Source organism: Gordonia sp. X0973, assembly GCF_013348785.1.
Lineage (GTDB): Bacteria > Actinomycetota > Actinomycetes > Mycobacteriales > Mycobacteriaceae > Gordonia.
This window is the reverse complement of record NZ_CP054691.1, coordinates 2,212,223-2,232,969: the sequence shown is the minus strand read 5'-3', so window position 1 is coordinate 2,232,969 and position 20,747 is coordinate 2,212,223. Positions and strand designations below refer to the sequence as shown.

General features: G+C 69.6%; 19 protein-coding genes. 6 read left to right on the top strand and 13 right to left on the bottom strand.

What is annotated here, in order from left to right; translation table 11 throughout:
• Nucleotides 1–5: 5 nt before the first annotated feature.
• Entirely contained in the window at nucleotides 6–614 is a 609-nt protein-coding gene (locus tag HUN08_RS10870; protein ID WP_124247760.1) for an FKBP-type peptidyl-prolyl cis-trans isomerase, read from the bottom strand.
• A 46-nt stretch (nucleotides 615–660) separates the two neighbouring features.
• Complete coding sequence (locus tag HUN08_RS10865) at nucleotides 661–1,401, bottom strand: TetR/AcrR family transcriptional regulator (RefSeq protein ID WP_124247761.1); 741 nt, start codon at nucleotides 1,399–1,401, stop codon at nucleotides 661–663.
• 107 nt (nucleotides 1,402–1,508) lie between these two features.
• Between HUN08_RS10865 and HUN08_RS10860 the strand changes: the two genes are divergently transcribed.
• A complete protein-coding gene (locus HUN08_RS10860; protein WP_174900918.1) occupies nucleotides 1,509–3,026 on the top strand; it encodes an MFS transporter in 1,518 nt (505 codons plus the stop codon).
• Nucleotides 3,027–3,101: 75 nt separating this feature from the next.
• On the opposite strand, the gene HUN08_RS18375 is transcribed toward HUN08_RS10860, so the two are convergent.
• From HUN08_RS18375 to glnA, 3 genes are all read right to left on the bottom strand, one after another.
• Entirely contained in the window at nucleotides 3,102–3,572 is a 471-nt protein-coding gene (locus HUN08_RS18375) for a hypothetical protein (protein ID WP_301546674.1), read from the bottom strand.
• A 303-nt stretch (nucleotides 3,573–3,875) separates the two neighbouring features.
• The gene (locus HUN08_RS10850) at nucleotides 3,876–4,541 is read right to left on the bottom strand and encodes a helix-turn-helix domain-containing protein (protein WP_124247762.1); all 666 of its coding nucleotides are present in this window, start codon (nucleotides 4,539–4,541) and stop codon (nucleotides 3,876–3,878) included.
• Between the two features lie 207 nt (nucleotides 4,542–4,748).
• Nucleotides 4,749–6,182, bottom strand: a complete 1,434-nt coding sequence (gene glnA, locus HUN08_RS10845; protein ID WP_124247763.1) for a type I glutamate--ammonia ligase — start codon at nucleotides 6,180–6,182, stop codon at nucleotides 4,749–4,751.
• 251 nt (nucleotides 6,183–6,433) lie between these two features.
• Here glnA and HUN08_RS10840 point away from each other — a divergent pair, with 251 nt between their 5' ends.
• The 3 genes from HUN08_RS10840 to HUN08_RS10830 all read left to right on the top strand — a co-directional run bounded on the left by HUN08_RS10840 (nucleotide 6,434) and on the right by HUN08_RS10830 (nucleotide 9,018).
• Nucleotides 6,434–6,952 carry an RDD family protein gene (locus HUN08_RS10840; protein WP_124247764.1) on the top strand — a complete coding sequence of 173 codons (519 nt, stop codon included), beginning with the start codon at nucleotides 6,434–6,436 and terminating at the stop codon, nucleotides 6,950–6,952.
• 40 nt (nucleotides 6,953–6,992) lie between these two features.
• Nucleotides 6,993–8,435: a hypothetical protein gene (locus HUN08_RS10835; RefSeq protein WP_124247765.1), complete on the top strand. Its 1,443-nt coding sequence runs from the start codon at nucleotides 6,993–6,995 to the stop codon at nucleotides 8,433–8,435.
• Between the two features lie 109 nt (nucleotides 8,436–8,544).
• On the top strand, nucleotides 8,545–9,018 hold the full coding sequence (locus HUN08_RS10830; protein ID WP_124247766.1) for an ESX secretion-associated protein EspG: 474 nt from the start codon (nucleotides 8,545–8,547) through the stop codon (nucleotides 9,016–9,018).
• Here HUN08_RS10830 and HUN08_RS10825 read toward each other — a convergent pair.
• The 6 genes from HUN08_RS10825 to HUN08_RS10800 form a co-directional block, all read right to left on the bottom strand.
• Entirely contained in the window at nucleotides 8,994–9,737 is a 744-nt protein-coding gene (locus tag HUN08_RS10825) for a DUF4191 domain-containing protein (RefSeq protein ID WP_124247767.1), read from the bottom strand. The two genes, HUN08_RS10830 and HUN08_RS10825, sit on opposite strands and share 25 nt — an antisense overlap.
• Nucleotides 9,738–9,740: 3 nt before the next feature.
• Nucleotides 9,741–10,787, bottom strand: a complete 1,047-nt coding sequence (gene lipA, locus HUN08_RS10820) for a lipoyl synthase (RefSeq protein WP_124247768.1) — start codon at nucleotides 10,785–10,787, stop codon at nucleotides 9,741–9,743.
• Nucleotides 10,784–11,485 carry a lipoyl(octanoyl) transferase LipB gene (lipB, locus tag HUN08_RS10815; RefSeq protein WP_124247769.1) on the bottom strand — a complete coding sequence of 234 codons (702 nt, stop codon included), beginning with the start codon at nucleotides 11,483–11,485 and terminating at the stop codon, nucleotides 10,784–10,786. Before lipB ends, lipA begins: the two co-directional genes overlap by 4 nt.
• A 2-nt stretch (nucleotides 11,486–11,487) precedes the next feature.
• Complete coding sequence (locus tag HUN08_RS10810; protein WP_124247770.1) at nucleotides 11,488–12,372, bottom strand: TIGR01777 family oxidoreductase; 885 nt, start codon at nucleotides 12,370–12,372, stop codon at nucleotides 11,488–11,490.
• Between the two features lie 5 nt (nucleotides 12,373–12,377).
• On the bottom strand, nucleotides 12,378–14,138 hold the full coding sequence (gene sucB / locus HUN08_RS10805) for a 2-oxoglutarate dehydrogenase, E2 component, dihydrolipoamide succinyltransferase (RefSeq protein WP_124247771.1): 1,761 nt from the start codon (nucleotides 14,136–14,138) through the stop codon (nucleotides 12,378–12,380).
• 118 nt (nucleotides 14,139–14,256) lie between these two features.
• On the bottom strand, nucleotides 14,257–15,852 hold the full coding sequence (locus HUN08_RS10800; protein WP_124247772.1) for a leucyl aminopeptidase: 1,596 nt from the start codon (nucleotides 15,850–15,852) through the stop codon (nucleotides 14,257–14,259).
• Nucleotides 15,853–15,904: 52 nt separating this feature from the next.
• Here HUN08_RS10800 and gcvT point away from each other — a divergent pair, with 52 nt between their 5' ends.
• Nucleotides 15,905–17,062, top strand: coding sequence for a glycine cleavage system aminomethyltransferase GcvT (gene gcvT / locus HUN08_RS10795; RefSeq protein WP_124247773.1), 1,158 nt, complete (start codon nucleotides 15,905–15,907; stop codon nucleotides 17,060–17,062).
• A gap of 59 nt (nucleotides 17,063–17,121) precedes the next feature.
• The gene (locus HUN08_RS10790) at nucleotides 17,122–18,246 is read left to right on the top strand and encodes a branched-chain amino acid aminotransferase (RefSeq protein WP_124247774.1); all 1,125 of its coding nucleotides are present in this window, start codon (nucleotides 17,122–17,124) and stop codon (nucleotides 18,244–18,246) included.
• A gap of 15 nt (nucleotides 18,247–18,261) precedes the next feature.
• Here the strand turns inward: HUN08_RS10790 and HUN08_RS10785 are convergent, their stop codons facing one another.
• On the bottom strand, nucleotides 18,262–19,044 hold the full coding sequence (locus HUN08_RS10785; protein ID WP_174900917.1) for an adenosylcobinamide-GDP ribazoletransferase: 783 nt from the start codon (nucleotides 19,042–19,044) through the stop codon (nucleotides 18,262–18,264).
• Nucleotides 19,031–20,743 carry a nicotinate-nucleotide--dimethylbenzimidazole phosphoribosyltransferase gene (gene cobT, locus HUN08_RS10780; protein WP_124247775.1) on the bottom strand — a complete coding sequence of 571 codons (1,713 nt, stop codon included), beginning with the start codon at nucleotides 20,741–20,743 and terminating at the stop codon, nucleotides 19,031–19,033. Before cobT ends, HUN08_RS10785 begins: the two co-directional genes overlap by 14 nt.
• Nucleotides 20,744–20,747: the final 4 nt, after the last annotated feature.

Genomic DNA, 20,747 nt, shown 5'->3' with positions numbered 1-20,747 from the left:
CCCGTCTACGGGGTCGGGCCGCCGCTGCCGTCGGTCGGCTCGATGGCCTTGATCTGCAGCACGAAGACGAGCGGATCGTCGGCCTGGATGCCGGCGTCGGGCATCCCGCCCATCGCCTTGTAGCCGTCGTCGGGCGTCATCGCGACCGCGACGGTCGCGCCCGGCTTCTGGCCGACGATCGCCTTCTGGAAACCGGTGACGACGTTGGTCAGCGGGAAGGATGCGGGGGTGCCGCGCTGGTAGGCGCTGTCGAAGACCTTCCCGTCACGACCGTTGACGCCCATGTAGCAGACCGACACCATGTCGTCGGCGGTGATCGTCTTGTCGCCGGAGCCGGGGGTGAGCACGTGGACGGTGGTCTGGCCCACCGTGAACGGGGTGCCGACGGTGACGCCGGGGGCGTGCTGCGCGGTCGGTGCGACCACCTTGATGTCGCCGGTCGCCCCGGCCAGCGTCCAGGTGGTCGCGGCACCGGCCGGTGCGGCTGCGGTCGGGCAGGTGCCCGTCTCCGGCTGGTCGTCGGCCGCCTTGTCGTTGTTCTTGCCGCCGCACCCGGCGAGCAGAACAGCGGTGCAGGCGAGGGTCGCGGCGGGGATCAGAGCAGATTTGCGCATTCCGCCAACCTAGCAGGCGGCGCGATGGCTCCCGGATTCCGCGGGATCAGCCGTCCGCGGCGATGCGCGCGGCCACCCCGTCGAGAATGAGGTCGAGGCCGACGCGCAGCTCGTCGGTGAAGAAGTTCTCGTCGTCGTCGGCGAAGTCGCCGCGCACGGCGCGCGTCAGGTTCGGGTAACGCTGCTCGTCGATGACGTGCCCCAGCACGGCGTTGTAGTGGTCCGCCGACGACGGGCGGTCGGGCTCGAACGCCCCCATATCCGCCGACATCCGCACGTGGTTGCGCAGGAAGCCGGAGACGAGCAGCAGGATCGACAGCCGCTGCGCGTCGGGGAGGCGGGTTCCGTCGAATGCGGCGATGCCCACATCGGTCCACCGCAGCGTCCGCGGGCCGGCGGGCGGTCGGGTCATCGGCAGGGCGGTCACCCACGGGTGGGCGACCATGCGGTCGGTGACGGCCAGGGCCCAGGCCGTGAGCCGGTCGCGCCAGGTGTCGAGGCCGTCGAGAAGGGCGGGGTCCGGGCTGCCGTAGGCCTCGTCGAACATCACGTCGTAGACGTCCTCCTTCGCCTCCACGTAGCGGTAGAGGGACATGGGGGTGACGTCGAGGCGGTCGGCGATCGCCTTCATGGAGACGGCGTCGAGGCCCTGGTCGTCGGCGATCGCCGCGGCCGTCGCGCCGATGTCGCCGATGGTCAGCTTCGGCTTCGGACCCCGCCGCGTCCCGTCGTCGAGCTCCCACATGAGTTGCAGGTGGCGGGGGAGATCGGGGCTCGCGGACGACATGGGGCAAATGCTACCGCAGTTATTGCTTGTGTCGTACGCAGAATGGGTCTAACATCCATATCTGGCATAAACAGTATCTGTTGTAAACAATTATGAAGGAGTGGATGATGAGTTCTCCACGCTCACCCTGGATCGGCATGGTCGCACTCTGCCTGCCGATGCTGATCGTCTCGATGGATGTCTCGGTGCTGTTCTTCGCGGCGCCGTTCATCGCGGCGGACCTGCATGCCACCGCCGAACAGCAGCTGTGGATCTTCGACGTCTACGGCTTCGTCCTCGCCGGCCTGTTGCTGACGATGGGATCGCTCGCCGACCGGATCGGCCATCGCCGACTGCTCATGATCGGTGCCGTCGCGTTCAGCGTCGCCTCCGTGGCGGCGGCGTTCGCGGTCTCCCCGGCCATGCTCATCGCCGCGCGCGCCCTGCTCGCCGTCGGTGGGGCGACCCTGATGCCCTCGACGTTGGCCCTGGTCCGCCACCTCTTCGACGACCCGGCGCAGCGCGCCAAGGCGGTCGCCACGTGGAGCGCGGTGTTCACCGGCGGCGTCGCCGTCGGGCCGATCATCAGCGGACTGCTGCTCGAGCACTTCTGGTGGGGTTCGGTATTCCTGATCAACGTGCCGGTCATGGTCGCGCTGCTGCTCGTCGCACCGGTGCTGCTGCCGGGCGACACCGGCGATCACACCCGCCGGGTCGACGTGATCAGCGCGCTGCTCGCCCTCGGCACGATCCTGCCGATCATCGAGGGGATCAAGAAGCTCGCCGCCGACGGCTGGGCCGCGTCGTGGATCGCGCTCATCGTCGCCGGACTGGCCGTCGGCGCCGTCTTCGTGTGGCGCCAATTCCACCTGGACCAGCCCCTCGTCGACGTGTCGATGTTCGCCGACCGGCGGTTCTCGGTCTCCATCTGGATCAACGTCATCGGCATGTTCGCGATCCTGGGTAACGCGATCATGATGACGCAGTACCTCCAATCGGTGCTGGGCTACTCGCCGCTGGTCGCGGCGCTGTGGAGTCTGCTGCCGTCGGTGTTCGTCGGTGCCGCCGCGCCCGCGGCAGCCGTCGCTTCGGCACGATTCGGCCGACCACCGGTGGTCGTCGCAGGGCTGTTGTGCGCCGCCGCCGGCTTCGTGATCCTGGCGGTGCTGACGACGACGCACTCGCTGGTGCCCGTCCTGATCGGCGCGACGGCCCTCGCCTGCGGCACGGTCGCGCTGGCGTCGGTGATCGCCGACTACATCGTCGGTGTGGCCCCGGCCGATCGCGCAGGTGCGACGTCGAGCCTGCTGGAGACCTCGAGTGAGTTCGGCGGCGCCTTCGGCATCGCCATCCTCGGCAGCGTGCTCAACGCGGTGTACCGACTCTCCTTCGACGACCACGCCTTCGCCGATGCGCCGGCCGGGCGCAGTCTGTCCGGGGCGTTGGCCACCGCCCACGGATTGCCGGCGCCGCAGGCCGAGCACCTGTTGGCGGTCGCGCGCAGCGCATTCGTCTCCGGCCTGTCGGCCGCGGCCTGGGTCGGCGCCGCAGTGCTGATCGCGACCGCGTTGCTCGCGGTGTGGGGCCTGCGCGGCTCGGCTCGGGTCGACGCCGGGGCGGAGGTACCCGCGGACGCTGCGGTCTGACCCAGAAATCCAACACGGCGCTACGGTCTCCAACACCGAAAAGTGTTGGAAGTTGTAGCGCCGTGTTGGAACTGGTCAGCCGAGCAGGTCCAGGGTCAACTGAGCCTGGGTCCGGTGGTCCTCGGGCAGTGCCCGCCACGCGGCGTGCTCGGCCGGGAGGTTGCGGAGGAGTGCAGCGATCCGTCGCCGGTCCGAGCCGGTGAACTCGGTTCGCTCGGCGAATGGGTCGTCGATGCAGGCGAGTAGCGCGGCGGCATCGAAGAGGTGACGGTCCTTGTCGCGGGAGTCGGTGACGTACGCGGCGGCCTTGAGGATCAGCGCGCCGAAGGGGCGCGGCACGGAAATCGTCGCGGTCGTGCCGGGCACGATCTCCAACCGGGCGTTGACGGTCCGCCGCAAGGCTTGGGTGCCGCCCTCGATGCGGATCATCTCGTGGCCACGTAGTTTCTCGATCACGCGCGGCGCGGGGTGGTCGGCGATGAGGACGTCGACCTGGTCCTCCTCGCCTGCGCCTGCGACGAGGTCGATGGTGGAGGTGCCGCGCACGAACCGGTGCGCGGTGTTGTTGCGTTCGTCGATGCTGGCTGGAACCAGTACCCAAGTTCCTCGAGGGCAGTCGCGACCGCGTTCGGTACGCCGCGCTGGGTCTCGATGTGAAGCACGATGTCGACGTCGTTGGTCGGTCGGACGATGCCAGCCCGTGATGGATCGTGTGGAGCTGAGTCATCAGCCCGCCGACCAGCGTCCAGCTCTCGGCGGGCAGCGCCTCGGCGAGTTCCGCGACGCTGGGCCACGGAGCCGGCCACCCGCCAACGGCTGCTGCGACCTCGATGGTGGAGCGCTCGGCGTTCATCGGTACGCCTCCAGCAGGTCGGCAAGCGTCTGGCGACCGACGCCTCGCAGTCGGGGGTCGGTGCTGGTTGCCGCATCCAACGCAGCAGCGGTGGTGGTCGCCACGAGGTCACGAACGTGGTCGAGGTCGAAGCCTGTCGCGCGGAGTGCGACGGACCCGCTCGCGTTGGCTCGTAGCCCGAGGGTACGGACCACCTGGGCGAGATCGTCGGCGGCGAGGTAGCCGTCCACGCTCTCGTCGACCGCGTCTGTGATCCCGAGCAGTCGCAGATTCGTGGAGGCAACCCGATCGCGCAGGCGGGGGAGCGCCGACCTGTGGGCCTCATAGGTGTGGACGTGGACGCGGTCCCTCATGCGGGTCAGAAGGTCCTCGACGTCGGTGATCTCGCGCAACGTCGACCGGAGTCGGGAGGTTTGTACCGTCCCGAGCCAGTCGACGTCGCGGCCAGCCAGAAGCGCGACAGCACCCCACGCAGTGTGTTCAGCCCACGCGCGCGTGCGGCCTTGACGCTGGGAGGCCAGGTAGTTGTCGACCGACCCACGATCGACCAAGCCCCGGGCGATCCGAGTGATAGCCCCGGAGTCCGCCAGTCTGCGGGCGTGGCGAGTCGACACCCCGAGGGTGTTCGCTGTCTCCTCGATCGTGAGGAACTCACCTGCCATAACAAATAATGTCCCATATCGGACGTAATCTGTAAAGCGAGGTTGTCCAGGGGGCGTGGCCACTCGTCGACATGCTCATCTTCAGCGGACGCGATGGGGCCGAAAAACAACGAAAAAAACGACCCCTGACGCTGGAAGGCGCCGAAAAGACGTCTTCACAGGCCAGGGGCCATTTTGGCTAACTGTCGAAAGGGTTGAAACCCTAAATCAGCAGTCGTAGTAGAGCTGGAACTCGTAGGGGTGCGGACGGATCTGCGTCGGCAGGATCTCGTTGTCGCGCTTGAGGGAGATCCAGGTCTCGATGAGGTCCTCGGTGAACACGCCACCGGCGGTGAGGTATTCGTGGTCCTCTTCGAGGCGGTCGATCACGGCGGCGAGCGAGGTCGGCGCCTGCGGGATCGACTTGGCCTCTTCCGGCGGAAGCTCGTAGAGGTCCTTGTCGACCGGCTCGTGCGGCTCGATCTTGTTCTTGATGCCGTCCAGGCCGGCCATCATCATGGCCGCGAACGCCAGGTACGGGTTACCCGAGCTGTCCGGGCAGCGGAACTCGAGGCGCTTGGCCTTCGGGTTGTTGCCGGTGATCGGGATACGGACGCAGGCGCTGCGGTTGCGCTGGCTATAGACCAGGTTGATCGGGGCCTCGTAGCCGGGCACCAGGCGCTTGTAGGAGTTGACCGTCGGGTTGGTGAAGGCCAGCAGCGACGGCGCGTGGTGCAGGATGCCGCCGATGTAGTAGCGGGCCATGTCCGAGAGGCCGGCGTAACCGGACTCGTCGTGGAACAGCGGCTTGCCGTCCTTCCACAGCGACTGGTGGGCGTGCATGCCCGAACCGTTGTCGCCGAAGAGCGGCTTCGGCATGAAGGTGACCGACTTGCCGTTCTGCCAGGCGGTGTTCTTGATGATGTACTTGAACAGCTGGACGTCATCGGCCGCGTGGAGCAGCGTGTTGAACTTGTAGTTGATCTCGGCCTGGCCGGCGGTGCCGACCTCGTGGTGGCCGCGCTCGAGTTCGAAGCCGGCGTTGATCAGGTTCGTCGACATCTCGTCGCGCAGGTCGACGTAGTGGTCGTACGGGGCGACGGGGAAGTAGCCGCCCTTGGGTCGGACCTTGTAGCCGAGGTTCGGGCTGCCGTCGGGATCGGTCGGCGAGCTGGCGTTCCACCAGCCGGACTCGGACTCGACCTTGTAGAAGGTGCCGTTCATCTCCGAGCCGTACGAGACGCCGTCGAAGATGTAGAACTCGGCCTCCGCGCCGAAGAAACAGGTGTCGGCGACGCCGGTCGAGGCCAGGTAGTCCTCGGCCTTGCGGGCGACGTTGCGCGGGTCGCGGCTGTAGGCCTCACGGGTGAAGGGGTCGTGGACGAAGAAGCTGAGGTTCATCGTCTTGGCCTTGCGGAACGGATCGATACGGGCGGTCGCCGGGTCCGGCAACAGCATCATGTCCGACTCGTCGATCGACTGGAAGCCGCGCACGGACGATCCGTCGAAGGCGAGGCCGTCTTCGAACACCGACTCGTCGAACGCGCTGGCCGGGATCGAGAAGTGCTGCATCACACCGGGCAGGTCGCAGAAGCGGATGTCGACGTACTCGACGCCCTCTTTCTTGATGCCCTCGAGAAGTTCTTCTTTGCTGCTATACACCGTGCGGTGACTCCTTCGCTTCTGCGTAGCCGAGAGGCTCGTGGCTACTTTCGCCAGTGGTCTGGCAATGACGATGACGTTATGAAGGGCACGTTGCCCTTCGGTCAAAGTCATGTTTCTCCCGTGTTAACCAACGCACGACGCTGTGCCGGGTCGGGAGAGGACCCCTCACCACTATGGCAAACATGGGGTTGCATGCACGAGGGAACCCGCGAAAGCAGCATGCCGGTGCCGGCGCCTAGGATGGCGGCATGGGACAGCAGTCGGGACGACGTGCGGCGGGCTCCTGGCTTTCCGGGCCTCGTGTGGACGACATCGCCACCAGGGACAACGAATACCCAGGTCAGGACCTCGGATTGCCGGAGCACGGCCCGGGCAGCCTGGCCAGCGGCTGGCGCCGGTGCTGCGGGCTGCTGCTGGACTGGCTGATGGCCTACGCGCTGGCGTTCCTGTTCGTGGGCAACGCGTCCACCTTCGAGGCGAAGATCAACGCCGCAGCGTTGCCGCAATTGGGGATCTGGTTCGCCATCGGTGTGGTCAGCATCACACTGTTCGGCTTCACCCCCGGACAGTTCGCCGCCGGGCTGCGGGTGATCCGCGTCGACCTCGGGGTCGACGAGAACGCACGCATGCGCGCCGCGGTCGGCATCGGGCGGGCCCTGGTCCGGCAGGTGCTGATCGTCGTGATCGTGCCCGCGCTGATCAACGACAACAACGGCCGCGCCCTGCACGACCGGATCACCCGTACGGCCGTGGTGCGCAGCCGCTGATCGGCGCTGCCACCAACGTCCCCTCCACGACGACGATCGGTTGACCGACTTGTATCCGAACCCGCCGCATCCGAACCAGCCGCCATACCCGAACCTGCCGCCGCAACCCTGGCCGGGCTCGGCGCCGAAGAAGAAGGCGGGCCTGAAATGGGCCCTGGCCGGGCTCGCGGCCGTGGTGGTCGTCGCCTTGGTGGCCACCGCCGGCTTCTTTGTATTCCGCGGCGACTCGGGCGACGACTCGAGCAAGGTATCGCCGGAGGAGGCCGGACTCACCCAGGAACCGGCAACCCCGCTCGGCGCATCGCTCGCCACCAAGCGGGGCAAGCCGATCTGGACACTGCCGAAAGGCGAGATAGGAATCAGCGACAAGACGATCGTCGGTGGTACGGAGAAGTACGCCTTGAGCGGCGGCATTAGTGTGCGGGGCAACATCGCCACCCTCGGAGTCATCGATGCAGAGACCGGGGCGGAGCTGCGCAAAGTCGAATTGGCGCGCGGTGTGCGAACCGCGATCTTCAAGGAGTGCGCGACGGCGCGATCCGGACAGGTCGCCGCGTGTGAGTTGGACGAGACCGTGTTCATAGTCGACTTGGATGCTGGGCGTGTGGTCGGCCGGATAGCCAAGGCCGCTGCGCCGGTTGCGGCATCGGACGGCTTCTGGGCTGACGGAAAGACATCCTCTGAGCCGCTCGCCGCCGAAGTCGTCAGCATCGGCGCCGATGGCCGGGAGAGGTGGCGGTCGGCGTCAGACAGCGTCATCCCGGTGGTCGCGGGTTCGGGTGTGGTACCGGTTGACACCGAACGCGGTGACAAGGATCCGATGACGACCGAGTTCAAGCGAGACACCGACGGCAAAGTGGTCGAAGTGGCCGAATCCGGTTCCTCCCGCCTGTGGGCACCGTTCGTCGGAGGATTCGCCCTCGGTTCGGACCGAACCGAGGAGGGTGTGACCACGATCTACGACCTCAACGGAACCAAGCTTTCGACGACGGAGCCGGGGTGGATGCCGGTCGAAATGCCCGGTTACACCACGGAGTACCCCACCTCGCCGAGCCTGCCGGTGGTCGAGCGCAGTGTCGAGAAGGGATCGGAGACGTCGATCGCGTCCTTGAACCCGCGAACTGGTCGCCCACTGTGGACGCGGGCGATGCCGGTCAAGGATCGGAGGGCCACGGAGGTGGTGGGAATCGGAACGGCGATCATGGCGGTCGACATGCTCGACGCGCCCAACTATCAGGTCCTCGTCGCCGACGCCTACCTCGGTGGTTACGAATCGGTCGCCGGAGCCAAGCGCGGACCGAAGCTGTTGGCCACCGATGGGAAGCACGTCCTCCTCGGTACAGAGGAGTCAGAGAAGGAGCAGACGGTGACCGCCTACTCAGCCGATGGTGGAGGACCGCTGTGGTCCTACATGACTGAGAGCTACTTTGCGCCGCAGACCTACGGCGGCAAGGTTTACGTCGGTGGCAGCAGGCTCATCTGATCACCGCGCGGAGTTGCGCGATTCGCCGACGACCTCGGTGATCGGCTCGTAGTACGTGGCGTGTCGGGAAGTGCCGACGAACACCCCTGGCGGTCAGTACGGTGCGGGCATGGAAACGGTGGGGTTCAGCGTGTGTCTCGTCGAACCGGGGAAACCGGCTCGGCACGTCGGCACGGGTCACCACCAAGCGGCGCTGGCAGGATCACTGCCGCTGACGAAACCGGTTGCTGCTCAGTCGATTCGGGCTCGAGCGGCGGATCTGTTGCCGCGACTGGAGGGCGTCACCGATCCGGCGGACATTCTCGCCGCGCTGCGGTCCGCGGGCATCGGCGGACCGGACGCTCAAGTCTTCGCGACGGCCCTGGGGTCGGTGACCAGCGCTGCGGAGATCGTCGCCGTCGACGACGAGAACAACCTACTCGACGGTGCGGTCGGGGTGTTCTGCTCCCCGCGCGGCGACGTCGTGTCAGTCCCGTCGACGGCAGCCGACGGGGGAGAGTGGATCACCCTCGCGCCGGCGACGCCGCGCCGGATCGCCTTGGCGTGTGACGACCTGGCTCAGCGGCGGCGTGCCGTGCGCTGAATGTTGCGCACCTTCGCGCCCTGGGGCAGCGGGCCCTTGGGCAGGGCAGCACCGCCCTTGCGGCTGCTCAGCGCGGCGAGGCGCGCCTCGAGTGCGTCGACCTGCTTGGCGTTGATGTTGTTGGGCAGCTTGTTCAGGTACTTGTCGAGCTTGCTCAGCTCGACCTGGCCCTCGTCGTTGCCGACGACGATGACGTAGATCGGGGTGTTGCCGACGACGCGGGCGATCTTCTTCTTCTCCTGGTTGAGAAGGGGGGTCACCCGATTCGGGTTGCCCTCACCGACGAGCATCACGCCCGGCTTGCCGATCACCTGGTGCACCGCGTCGAAGTGGGTCGTCCCGTTGATGGCCTGCTTGACCCGCCAGGTGCCGCGCATGTTGTCCAAGGCCCATCCGGCGGCACCGGGCTGGCCGTCGGCCTTCGCGTACACCGTCTTCTGCACCCGTCGACCGAAGAGGATGAATGCAGCGAGCAATCCCAGCATGATCCCGATGGGGATCATCATCCAGATCTGGTGGATGAGGAAGCCGATGCCCACCGCGATCGCCACGACCAGCACGAAGATGCCGACCAGGTAGGGGATGAGGCGCTTGTCCTCTTTGCGCTGCATCTGGAACGCCTGCCAGAGCTGCGCCCGGCGCTCCTTGGAAGCCTGCTTGCGGGCCTGCTTGGCGGCCTTCTTGGCCTCTTTGCCCGCGTTGTCCTTCGCCTGTGCCATGCCCTACACCTTACTGTCGAGACGGGCGAGCAGGCTCGAGGCCTCCTGGTGGGCCGACGACTCCTGCGCGAGATGGGCCATCGCCGGGGCGAGCGGCCGCCCGTGGCGGGCCATCGCCTGCGCGTAGAGGCGTCCGGCGCGGTAGGAGGACCGGACCAGCGGGCCGGCCATCACCCCGGCGAAGCCGAGGTCGGTGGCGTACTCGGAGAGTTCGACGAACTCCTCCGGCTTGACCCAGCGCTCCACCGGGTGGTGGCGCGGCGACGGGCGCAGGTACTGGGTGATGGTGACGATGTCACAGCCCGCGTCGTGGAGATCACGCAGCGCCGCGCGCACCTCGTCGACGGTCTCGCCGAGACCGAGGATCAGGTTGGACTTGGTGACCAGGCCGAAATCGCGGGCCTGGGTCAGGACGTCGAGGGAGCGCTCGTAGCGGAAGGCCGGGCGGATCCGCTTGAAGATGCGCGGCACCGTCTCCAGGTTGTGCGCGAGCACTTCGGGACGGGACTCGAAGACCTCCGCCAGGAGGTCGGGCTTCGCATGGAAATCGGGAATCAGGTTCTCCACCCCGGTGCCGGGATTCAGCTCATGGATCTTGCGGACCGTCTCGGCGTACAGCCAGGCGCCCTCGTCGGGCAGGTCGTCGCGGGCGACACCGGTGATAGTCGAGTAGCGCAACCCCATCGCGGCGACGCTCTCCGCGACGCGACGCGGCTCGTCACGGTCGAGTTCGGCGGGCTTGCCGGTATCGATCTGGCAGAAGTCGCAGCGGCGGGTGCACTGCTCGCCGCCGATGAGGAAGGTCGCCTCGCGGTCCTCCCAGCATTCGTAGATGTTGGGGCAGCCGGCCTCCTCGCACACCGTGTGCAGCCCCTCGCGCTTGACGAGGCCCTTGAGCTCGGTGAACTCGGGTCCCATCGTCGCGCGCGTGCGGATCCACTTGGGCTTGCGCTCGATCGGGGTCTGCGCGTTGCGCACCTCCAACCGCAGCAGTTTGCGGCCGTCGGAGGGGGCCGAGGTGGGATCGGGTGTGGGGCTGGCGCAGGTCATAGCGAAGATCCTTGGGAAACGGGGTCGGCGACGGGGGCGCTCGGCAGCGGGTGGTCGAGCCAATGGGCGACGGCGGTCGCGACGTCGCCGCGGATTTCGTCGACGGTGACCGGCGAGGCCGTCTCGCGGGCCAGGGAGGTCACCCCGGCGTCGGCGATGCCGCAGGGCACGATCGCGTCGAAGGCGGACAGATCCGGGTCGATGTTGATGGCGAAGCCGTGCAGGGCGACGCCGCGTTGCACGCGGATGCCGATCTGCGCGATCTTGCGCGCGCCTTGGTCCAGCCACACGCCGGACCGGCCGTCGACGCGCCCGGCGGTGACGCCGCGGCCGGCGCAGACGCCGATGAGTGCTTCCTCGAGGCGTCGCACGTATTCGACGACGTCGAGCGGCTCGGCGAGCGCGACGATCGGGTACCCGACGAGCTGACCGGGGCCGTGCCAGGTGATCCGGCCGCCGCGGTCGACGGTGATGACCTCGGAGCCGTCGGTCGGGAGGTCGGAGTCCTCGGTGCGTTTGCCCGCGGTGTAGGTCGACGGGTGTTCGAGGAGCAGCAGGACGTCGTGGTCGAGGGTGCCGTCGGCGCGCTCGGCGGCCAGCGCGTGCTGCAGCTCGTAGGCCGTGCGGTAGTCGACGGTGCCGAGCCACCGCACCTCGAGGGGGGACTCGTCGCGGCGAAGGGAGGGTTTGGCGCTCATGGTCACTTCGTCCAAGTCAATGCGTCGACGAGGGTCTCGTCGGTGAAGGTGAATCCGGCGTCGGTGAGCACATGGGGTACAACGCGCGAGGACCCCAGAATCATTTCCCTGGCCATGTCGCCGCCGACCAATCGAAGCGCTGCGGCCGGTACGACCAGGCGCGTCGGCCGGTGCAGCACCGATCCGTAGGTGGAGATGAAGTCGGCGAACCGGACGGGGATGGGGGCGCTCAGGTTGACCGGACCGCTGGTCTCGGTCGACTCGGCGAGCAGGAATTCGATGGCGGCGATCTCGTCGCGCAGCGTGATCCAGGAGAGGAATTGGCGCCCGTCGCCCAGGCGCCCGCCCAGTCCGGCCTTCACCGCCGGCCGCAGTTTGCCCAGCAGTCCGCCGCGCGGGGAGAGGACCGGGGCGGTGCGCAGCAGGACCACGCGGGCACGTTCGGCGGCCGGTGCGGCCGCGGCCTCCCAGTCGACGACGAGGTCGGCGAGGAAGCCGGTGCCCGGGCCGTCGGCCTCGGTGGCGGCGTGGTCGCCGGTGTCGCCGTAGAAGCCGGTCGCGCTGGCCGAGAGGAAGGTGCCCACCTCGGAGTCGGCGATCGCGTCGGCGAGGACCTGAGTCGGGGTGATCCGCGAATCCCGCAGTTCCTGCCGGTAGCGGCCGGTCCAACGGCGGTCGCCGACGCCGACGCCACCCAGGGAGACGACGGCGTCGACACCGCGCAAAGCCTCGTCGGGCACGCCGAATCCCTCGGGGTCCCAACTGAACTCGTCGGGCAGGCGCGCCTCCCGGCGCACCAGGCGGGTCACCGTGGACCCGTGGCTCCGCAGTGCGGCGGCCAGGGCGCCACCGATGAGTCCCGACGATCCGGCGATCAGGACGCGCATGGGGGCTACAGACCGAGGTCGGCGGCGAACTCCCCGGCCTCCAGGCGCTTGCGGACGGTGGTGAGGAAGCGACCGGCGTCGGCCCCGTCGATGAGACGGTGGTCGTAGGTCAGCGGCAGGTAGGCCATCGACCGGACGGCCAGCGACTCGCTGCCGTCGTCGTCGGTCAGGATGACCGGGCGCTTAACGATGGCACCGGTGCCCAGCATCGCCGCCTGCGGCGGCACCAGGATCGGGGTGTCGAACAGGGCGCCCTGGCTGCCGATGTTGGTGATGGTGAACGTGCCGCCCATCAGATCGTCGGGCTTCAGGCCGCCGTTGCGGGCGCGGTCGGCGATGTCGGCGATGGCGCGGGCCAATCCGGCCAGCGAGAGGTCGTCGGCATTGTGGATCACCGGCGAGAGCAGGCCCTCGGGGGTGTCGACCGCGATGCCGAGCTGCACGCCGCCGTGGTAGGTGATCTCCTTGGCGTCCTCGTCGTAGCTGGCGTTGATATTCGGGTGGACCTTCAGCGCCTCGACGACGGCTTTGGCGAAGAACGGCAGGAAGGTCAGGTTCACACCTTCGGTCGCCTGGAAGCTCTTCTTGGCCTCGGCGCGCAGGGCGGCGATCTTGGTCATGTCGACCTCGTGCACCTGCGTGAGCTGCGCTGTGGTCTGCAGCGACTCGCGGGTCTTGACCGCGGTGATCTGCCGGATCCGGTTGACCTTGGCCGTGGTGCCGCGCAGCGCCGCGAGTTCCGGGCGGACTTCCGGGGCGGGGGCGGCGGCAGGCACGGCGGCCGGAGCGGTCGTCCCACCGCCGGAGGCGGCCAGCACATCCTGCTTGCGGATGCGTCCACCGACGCCGGTGCCGGTCAGCGCGGACAGGTCGACGTTGTTCTCGGCGGCGAGTTTGCGCACCAGCGGCGTCACATAGGGTCCGTCGCCGGCCGAAGCCGGGGCGGGCGAGGCCGGGGTGGGTGCGGCCGGTGCCGGAGCAGCAGGAGCGGCCGGTGCGGGCGGGGGTGTCGGTGCAGCCGGAGCGGGTGCCGGAGTCGGCTCCGGTGCGGGAGCGGCTGCCGCTGGGGCGGGTTCCGGTGCAGGGGTCGGTGCGGGTGCGGGTGCGGGAGCGGCCGGTGCCGCCGCGGGGGAGCCGCTGCCGATGACGGCCAATTTGCCGCCCACCTCGACGACGTCGTCGGTGTCGGCGCTGATCTCCAGCAGCGTGCCGGCCACGGGGGACGGGATCTCGGTGTCGACCTTGTCGGTGGAGACCTCGACGAGGGGCTCGTCGACGGCCACGGAGTCGCCGACCTGCTTGAGCCAATTGGTCACGGTGCCTTCGGTGACCGATTCGCCGAGGGCCGGCATCACGACCTCCGTGCCACTCGCCGGGGCGGTGGGTGCGGCGGCGGGCTCGGGTGCAGCCGCCGGCTCGGGGGCCGGCGCGGCCGGTGCCGGTGCCGCGGGTTCGGGAGTGGGCTCCGGTGCGGGAGCGGCAGCGGCGGGCTCCGCGGCCGGGGCGGGTGCCGCAGGTGCTGCTTCGCCGGCCTCGCCGATGACGGCCAGCTCGCCGCCGATCTCGACGACGTCGTCCTCGTTGGCCACGATCTTGACCAGCACGCCCGCGGCGGGGGAGGGGATCTCGGTGTCGACCTTGTCGGTGGAGACCTCCAGCAGCGGCTCGTCGACGGCGACGGTGTCTCCCTCCGCCTTGAGCCACCGTGTGACGGTTCCCTCGGTGACGCTTTCACCCAACGCGGGCATCTGGACGGAGAAGGCCATTGCTGTTGACTCCTCGAACTAGTCGATAGTGGCAGGTCGGGCGCGTGGTGTGGTGCGCTGGGTCGCCTGGCGCGGACGGGGATGGTTGCCGCTCGAGACCAACCCTACAGGCGAAGTCTCAGCCGTTCGCGGCGATGTCCTCGATCACATCGATGAGGGTCCGAACGGGCACACCGGTTCCGCCCTTCGGGTTGTATCCCCACGTGCCGCCGGAGTTGAACGCCGGGCCAGCGATGTCGATATGGGCCCAGGCCTGCCCGGCCGGGACGAACTCCTTGAGATAGGTTGCCGCGGCCAGCATCCCGCCGAATCGGTGCGGCGTGATGTTGGCCATATCGGCGACGCGGGAGGTCAGGTCGGCGCGCAATTCGGGCGGGATGGGCATCGCCCAACCGTTCTCACCCGCGCGCCGCGACAGTGCCGCGACCCGGTCGCGGAACTCGCGCGTCCCCATCACGCCGGGGGTGCGGGTGCCCAGTGCCACCATCTGCGCCCCGGTGAGGGTCGCGGTGTCGATGAGGTAGTCCGGCTCGTCCTCCAGCGCCCGCACGATCGCGTCGGCCAGGATCAGCCGGCCCTCGGCGTCGGTGTTGAGCACCTCGATCGTCTTCCCGCCGTATTGGGTCAGCACGTCACCCGGGCGCTGCGCGGTGCCCGACGGCATGTTCTCGGCCATCGGCACCGTCGCGACGACCGTCGCGTCGACGTCGAGGCGGGCCGCCGCGATGACGGCGGCGACGACCGCGGCGGCACCACCCATGTCCGAGGTCATGTGGTCCATGTTGGCGGCGGGTTTGATGGAGATGCCGCCGGTGTCGAAGGTGATGCCCTTACCGACGAGCGCCACCGACTTGGCATCCTTCTTGGCATGGGTCAGGCGGACCAGCCGGGGCTTGCGTGAGCTGCCCTTGCCGACGCCGACGATCCCGCCGTAGCCCTCGCGCTCGAGCTTCTCGTCGTCGAAGACCTCGACGTCGAGTCCGAACTTCTTGCCCAGCGCCGCGGCCCGCTTCGCGAACTCCTCGGGGTAGAGGTGGCTCGGCGGCGTGTTGACCAGGTCGCGCGCGATGGCGACGGAGTCCGCGACGACGACCGCGTGGGCCAGATCGGCCTTGGCCTCGGTGTTCTTCGCCTCGACGAGCAGATGGAACTTGGCGGGCACCGTGGACCTGGCGTTCTTCTCGTCGGCCTTGGCCGAGCGGAACAGCTCGAAGCGGTAGGCGCCGAGGAACAGCCCCTCGACGACCGGCCCGACCGCCAACGTCGAGAGCGTGGTGGCGACGGTGTCGTGCCCGGCCAGCTCGCGCGCGGCGATACCGGCCGCCTGGCGCAGCGACTCGGCCGCCGCGCCGGCGGCATCCGTCTCGGATTCCGCGTCGGGTGAGGCCTCGTCCAGCGGGCCCAGCCCGACCGCGACGACCACGTCGACGGCCAGCCCGGCGGGGGCGGGGATCCGGGTGATCTCGCCGTGTTTGCCGGTGGCGCCCAGGGCGACCAACCCGGATTCGAGGGCTTCGGCTACGGCGTCGTCGACGATGCCGTCACCGATGACCAGCGTCGGCGCGTCGTCGCCGGCGAATCGGTCTTTCCCGCTCGCGTCGCTCCCGGCGCCGGCGGCGAGGCCGACGAGCAACGCGCTGTCGGCGCGGGAGAGGGTGGTGGCGAGATCGAATTCCGGGCCGCGGACCCGGTCGGCGGTGTCTGAGTTGCTCACGACATCCAACTCTGCCACAGAACAGGTACCGCCCTCGGGCTAGTCTTTGGCCATGGCGCAGACGAATGAACTCCTCGAGGGACCGCTCACCGAACAACACCGCGAACTCGGCGCCGCTTTCGCCGAATTCGGCGGCTGGAACATGCCCGTCTCCTACTCCGGGACGGTTGCCGAGCACAACGCCGTGCGCAACGCCGTGGGCGTCTTCGACGTCAGCCACCTGGGCAAGGCGCTGGTCCGCGGACCCGGCGCCGCCGAGTTCGTGAACGCGACGCTCACCAACGACCTGGGCAAGATCGCGCCGGGCAAGGCGCAGTACACGATGTGCGGCAACGAGACCGGCGGCGTCGTGGACGACCTGATCGCCTACCTCGTCTCCGACGAGGAGGTCTTCCTCGTGCCGAACGCGGCCAACACCGCCGCGGTTGTCGCCGCCCTGTCCGCCGTCGCGCCCGAGGGGGTGCACGTCACCGACCAGCACCGCGACTACGCCGTGCTGGCGGTGCAGGGACCGCGTTCCGCGGAGGTCTTGCAGGCCCTGCGCATGCCGACCGAGATGGAGTACATGGCCTTCGTCGACGCCGCCCCGGTGATCGACGGGTCGCCGTGCCCGGTGCGGGTCTGCCGCACCGGCTACACCGGCGAGCACGGCTACGAGGTTCTGCCGACCTGGGCCGATGCGCCCGCGGTCTTCGGTGCGCTGCTGCGCGAGGTGACCGCCCGCGACGGCCTGCCCGCCGGCCTCGGTGCCCGTGACACCCTGCGGACCGAGATGGGGTACGCGCTGCACGGGCACGAGCTGAGCCCGGAGATCACCCCGAACCAGGCCCGCACCGGCTGGGCCGTCGGCTGGGACAAGCCGGCGTTCTTCGGCCGCGATGCGATGGTCGCGGAGAAGGCGGCCGGGCCGGCTCGCCGTCTCTACGGCTTGCGCGCCACCGGCCGCGGCATCCCGCGCGAGGGCTGCGCCGTGCTGGCGCCCGGTGCCGGCGGCGAAGCCAGCGGGCCGAATACGACGACCGAGGGCGGCGCGCAGATCGGCGTCTGCACCTCGGGGACCTTCTCGCCGACCGCCCAGGTGGGAATCGCGTTGGCCTTCCTCGACACCTCGTCGGGGGTGAAGAAGGGTGACACCGTCGTCGTCGACGTGCGGGGCCGCGCACTGCCGTGCGAGGTCGTGCTCCCGCCCTTCGTCGAGTCGCACGTCTGACCCCGAGCAGGGCGGGATCGGCAGAAATCCCGTTGCGAGTTGCCGGTAGTCTTACTGCCATGACCTTGGACTTCACCCGCACGCTGCACCCGCACGCCGTGCCGGAGTCCCGTCGCGACGAGCTGTTGGCCGCGCCGGGCTTCGGCAAGCACTTCACCGACCACATGGTGATGGTGGATTACGACGTCGCGCGCGGCTGGCACAACGCCCAGGTCAAGCCGTACGGCCCGATCGCCCTGGATCCCTCGGCCATGGTCCTGCACTACGGGCAGGAGATCTTCGAGGGACTCAAGGCCTACCGCCAGCCCGACGGGTCGATCGCCGCGTTCCGGCCGGAGGCCAACGCCGAACGCCTGCAGCGCTCGGCCGAGCGGCTGGCCATGCCGCCGCTGCCGACCGAGGACTTCCTCGCCTCGCTGCGGGAACTGCTCGCCGTCGACCACGGCTGGGTGCCGGAAGCCGGCGGCGAGGCGGCGCTCTACATCCGTCCGTTCATGTTCGCCTCGCAGGCCGGTCTCGGCGTGAACTCGCCGTCGGGGGAGTACCGCTACGCGGTCATCGCCTCCCCGGCCGGTCCCTACTTCAGCGGCGGCATCCGCCCGGTCACGGTGTGGCTCTCGCGCGAGTACGTCCGCGCCGCCCCCGGCGGCACCGGTGCGGCCAAGTGCGGCGGCAACTACGCCGCCGCCTTCGTCGCCCAGGCGCAGGCCACCGAACACGGCTGCGACCAGGTCGTCTGGCTCGACGCCGTCGAGCGCCGCTACGTCGAGGAGATGGGCGGAATGAACCTGTGCTTCGTGTACGGGTCCGGCGCCGACGCGCGGCTGGTCACCCCCGAACTCACCGGCTCGCTGCTCCCGGGCATCACCCGCGACTCGTTGCTCCAGCTGGCCATGGACGCGGGCTTCGCCGTCGAGGAGCGCCGCATCTCCATCGACGAGTGGCAGACCGGCGTGGCCGACGGCGCGATCACCGAGGTCTTCGCCTGCGGCACGGCCGCCGTCATCACCCCGGTCGGCCGGGTCCGCGGCGAATCCGAGGACTACGTGATCGGCGACGGCGAGCCGGGCCAGGTCACCATGGCGTTGCGCGACACGCTGACCGGCATCCAGCGTGGCACCTTCGCCGACACCCACGGCTGGATGACCGAGCTGTATGCGGCCCCCGCGGTCGCGAAGGCCTGATCACAGCACGAAGGATCACAGCACGAAGGCCAGCAGCGCCGCGATCGTCGACAATTCGATGGCGGCGCCGAGCAGGTCGCCGTTGACGCCGCCGACGCGGCGCGCGCAATGCGCGGTGAACAGCCACGAGCCGACCACTACGATGGCAACGGCGACGAAGCCGCGCACCCCGAGCGGGTAGGCGGCGGCCGCGGCCAACAGGATCCAGCACGCGATGGACCAGCGCTGCGTTCCGGCGACGAGGGCCCCGAAACCCGTCGAGTCGGCCGGGCCGCGCGTCCACCGGCATCCGACGACCGCCGCGATGCGGCTCGACCCGATCGCGAATCCGATTGCGTACCAGCGGTTTTCGCCGGTCAGCGTGCCGATGCAGATCGCGTCGACGGCGGCGGCACCGATCAGCGCGGCGACCCCGAACGGCCCGACCCCGCCGTCGCGCATGACCTCCCGCACCCGCTCGGGCGGGCCGTAGCAGCCCAGCGCGTCGGCGGTGTCGGCCAACCCGTCGACGTGCATGCCGCGGGTGGTCAGCGCCAGCAGTGCCACGACGAGTACGCCGACGAGGAGGTCGGGTGCCCGGGTGTGGGCCATACCGAAGGCCGCGGCGGCGGCGACGGCGCCCAGTGCGGCTCCGACGACCGGGGTCACGGCGATCGCGGCCCGCCCGGCCCGTCGGTCCATCGTCACCGTCGGGGTGCCGATCGGTGCGACGGTCAGCCAGGAGAACGCCAACCACAGCGAGCGCAGCGGGCCGACACGGCCCGGCTGCGGCGCGGCGCGGGACTCAGTCGGCGGCACCGTCGGTGCCGCCGTCGTCGACGTTCGCCTCGCCGAATGTCGCGACCGATGTCAGGACATCGGTCGCCGCGGCGACCAGCGGCAGGGCGGCGACGGCACCGCTCGCCTCGCCGAGGCGCATGTCGAGTTCCAGGATCGGCTTCACGCCGAGCCGGTCCAGGGCGAAGGCGTGCGCGGGCTCGGCCGATTGGTGCCCGGCCTGCCACCAGTCGACGGCCCCGGGGGCCAGCGACTCGGCGACCAGCGCCGCCGCCGTCACGACCACGCCGTCGAGGATCACCGGCGTCTTCCGGACCGCGGCCTGGGCGAGGAACCCGGCCATCGCCGCGAAGTCGGCGCCGCCGACGGCGGCGACCAGCGCGAGCGGATCGTGGATCAGGGGGCGGCCGCGCCACATGCCGTCGCGGATCGCCGCGGTCTTGCGGATCCAACCGGCGTCGTCGACCCCGGTGCCCCGGCCGACGACCTCGACCGGTTCGCGGTGGGCCAGCAAGCCGATGAGTATCGCCGAGGGCGTGGTGTTGCCGATGCCCATCTCCCCGGCGATGAGCAGGTCGCTGCCGGAGTCGACCAGTTCGTCGGCGATGGCGCGACCGGCGGCGACCGCCTCGCGGGCCTGTTCCAGCGTGATCGCATCGGTGGTGCGCAGGTCGTTGCTGCCGCGACAGACCTTGTGGCGCGACACCTGCGGCGCGGTGTCGGCGAGGACGGAGATGTCCTCGACGCGGACGTCGGCACCGGCCCGTCGGGCGAGGACGTTCACGACGGCACCGCCCGCCAGGAAGTTGGCGACCATTTGGGCGGTCACCTCCTGCGGGAAGGCCGACACGCTGCCGCCGTCGGAATCCGGCGCCGCCACCCCGTGATCGCCGGCGAAGACGACGACGGTCGCGTTGTCGATCGGGCGGGGCGGGCAGACGCCCTGACAGGCGGAGATCCAGATGCCGATGTCCTCGAGGCGGCCGAGCGAACCGGGCGGCTTGGTCAGGATCAGCTGGCGGGCGGCGGCCGCCGTGGCCGCGGCCGCATCCGGCGGGTCGATCGGCGGGAATACCTCGGCATCGGCGGATTCGGAGTCCGGTGCCGGACCGGATGCGACGGCACCGGCGGCCGGGGCGGTGCTGTTCGCTGCCTTGTGCAGTGCGCTGTCCTGGGCGGCGGTCGTCTGCCCGCGGGCGGGTAGTTCGAGTGCGCGGCCCGCGACGACCAGCACCGCGCGATCCGCCACGTCGGCGACCGCACCGTTGGCGCGGCCCATCAGGTCCTGGAACCGTCGGCCGGCCGTCGTCGACGGCACGACGGCGAGTCCGACTTCGGGGGAGACGACGACGACCTCGGCCCGATGATCGGCGATGGCCGCGCAGAGATCGGCCAGGGCCGCGTCCAGGGCGTCGACCTGGGCATCCGCGTCGGCGGCGTCATCCCAGTCGACCTGTGCGGCGACCCAGTTCCCCAGGTCGTCGATCAGGGCCGGCGTATCGGGTGCCGCGCGCAAGGCGTCGGCCACGTCGGCGGTCTCCACGGTTTCGTAGTGGTCCTGCCGGCGGGCGCGGTGGCTCGCCACGCGGGCCGTCCATTCCGCGTCGGTGGTCAGCGTCGGCCCGGTCGCCAGATAGCGGACACGAGCGTGGCCCGCGAGTAGTTGCTCCGCATGCTCGGACTTGCCCGAGCGAACGCCGCCGAGGACCAGGGTGCGCATCGGC

Bases quoted from the DNA above. Each gene is read 5' to 3' on its own strand.
- HUN08_RS10870 (WP_124247760.1), bottom strand. From the start codon at position 614: ATGCGCAAATCTGCTCTGATCCCCGCCGCGACCCTCGCCTGCACCGCT.
- HUN08_RS10865 (WP_124247761.1), bottom strand. From the start codon at position 1,401: ATGTCGTCCGCGAGCCCCGATCTCCCCCGCCACCTGCAACTCATGTGG.
- HUN08_RS10860 (WP_174900918.1), top strand. From the start codon at position 1,509: ATGAGTTCTCCACGCTCACCCTGGATCGGCATGGTCGCACTCTGCCTG.
- HUN08_RS10850 (WP_124247762.1), bottom strand. From the start codon at position 4,541: ATGGCAGGTGAGTTCCTCACGATCGAGGAGACAGCGAACACCCTCGGG.
- HUN08_RS10840 (WP_124247764.1), top strand. From the start codon at position 6,434: ATGGGACAGCAGTCGGGACGACGTGCGGCGGGCTCCTGGCTTTCCGGG.
- HUN08_RS10830 (WP_124247766.1), top strand. From the start codon at position 8,545: ATGGAAACGGTGGGGTTCAGCGTGTGTCTCGTCGAACCGGGGAAACCG.
- HUN08_RS10825 (WP_124247767.1), bottom strand. From the start codon at position 9,737: ATGGCACAGGCGAAGGACAACGCGGGCAAAGAGGCCAAGAAGGCCGCC.
- lipA (WP_124247768.1), bottom strand. From the start codon at position 10,787: ATGACCTGCGCCAGCCCCACACCCGATCCCACCTCGGCCCCCTCCGAC.
- lipB (WP_124247769.1), bottom strand. From the start codon at position 11,485: ATGAGCGCCAAACCCTCCCTTCGCCGCGACGAGTCCCCCCTCGAGGTG.
- HUN08_RS10810 (WP_124247770.1), bottom strand. From the start codon at position 12,372: ATGCGCGTCCTGATCGCCGGATCGTCGGGACTCATCGGTGGCGCCCTG.
- sucB (WP_124247771.1), bottom strand. From the start codon at position 14,138: ATGGCCTTCTCCGTCCAGATGCCCGCGTTGGGTGAAAGCGTCACCGAG.
- gcvT (WP_124247773.1), top strand. From the start codon at position 15,905: ATGGCGCAGACGAATGAACTCCTCGAGGGACCGCTCACCGAACAACAC.
- HUN08_RS10790 (WP_124247774.1), top strand. From the start codon at position 17,122: ATGACCTTGGACTTCACCCGCACGCTGCACCCGCACGCCGTGCCGGAG.
- cobT (WP_124247775.1), bottom strand. From the start codon at position 20,743: ATGCGCACCCTGGTCCTCGGCGGCGTTCGCTCGGGCAAGTCCGAGCAT.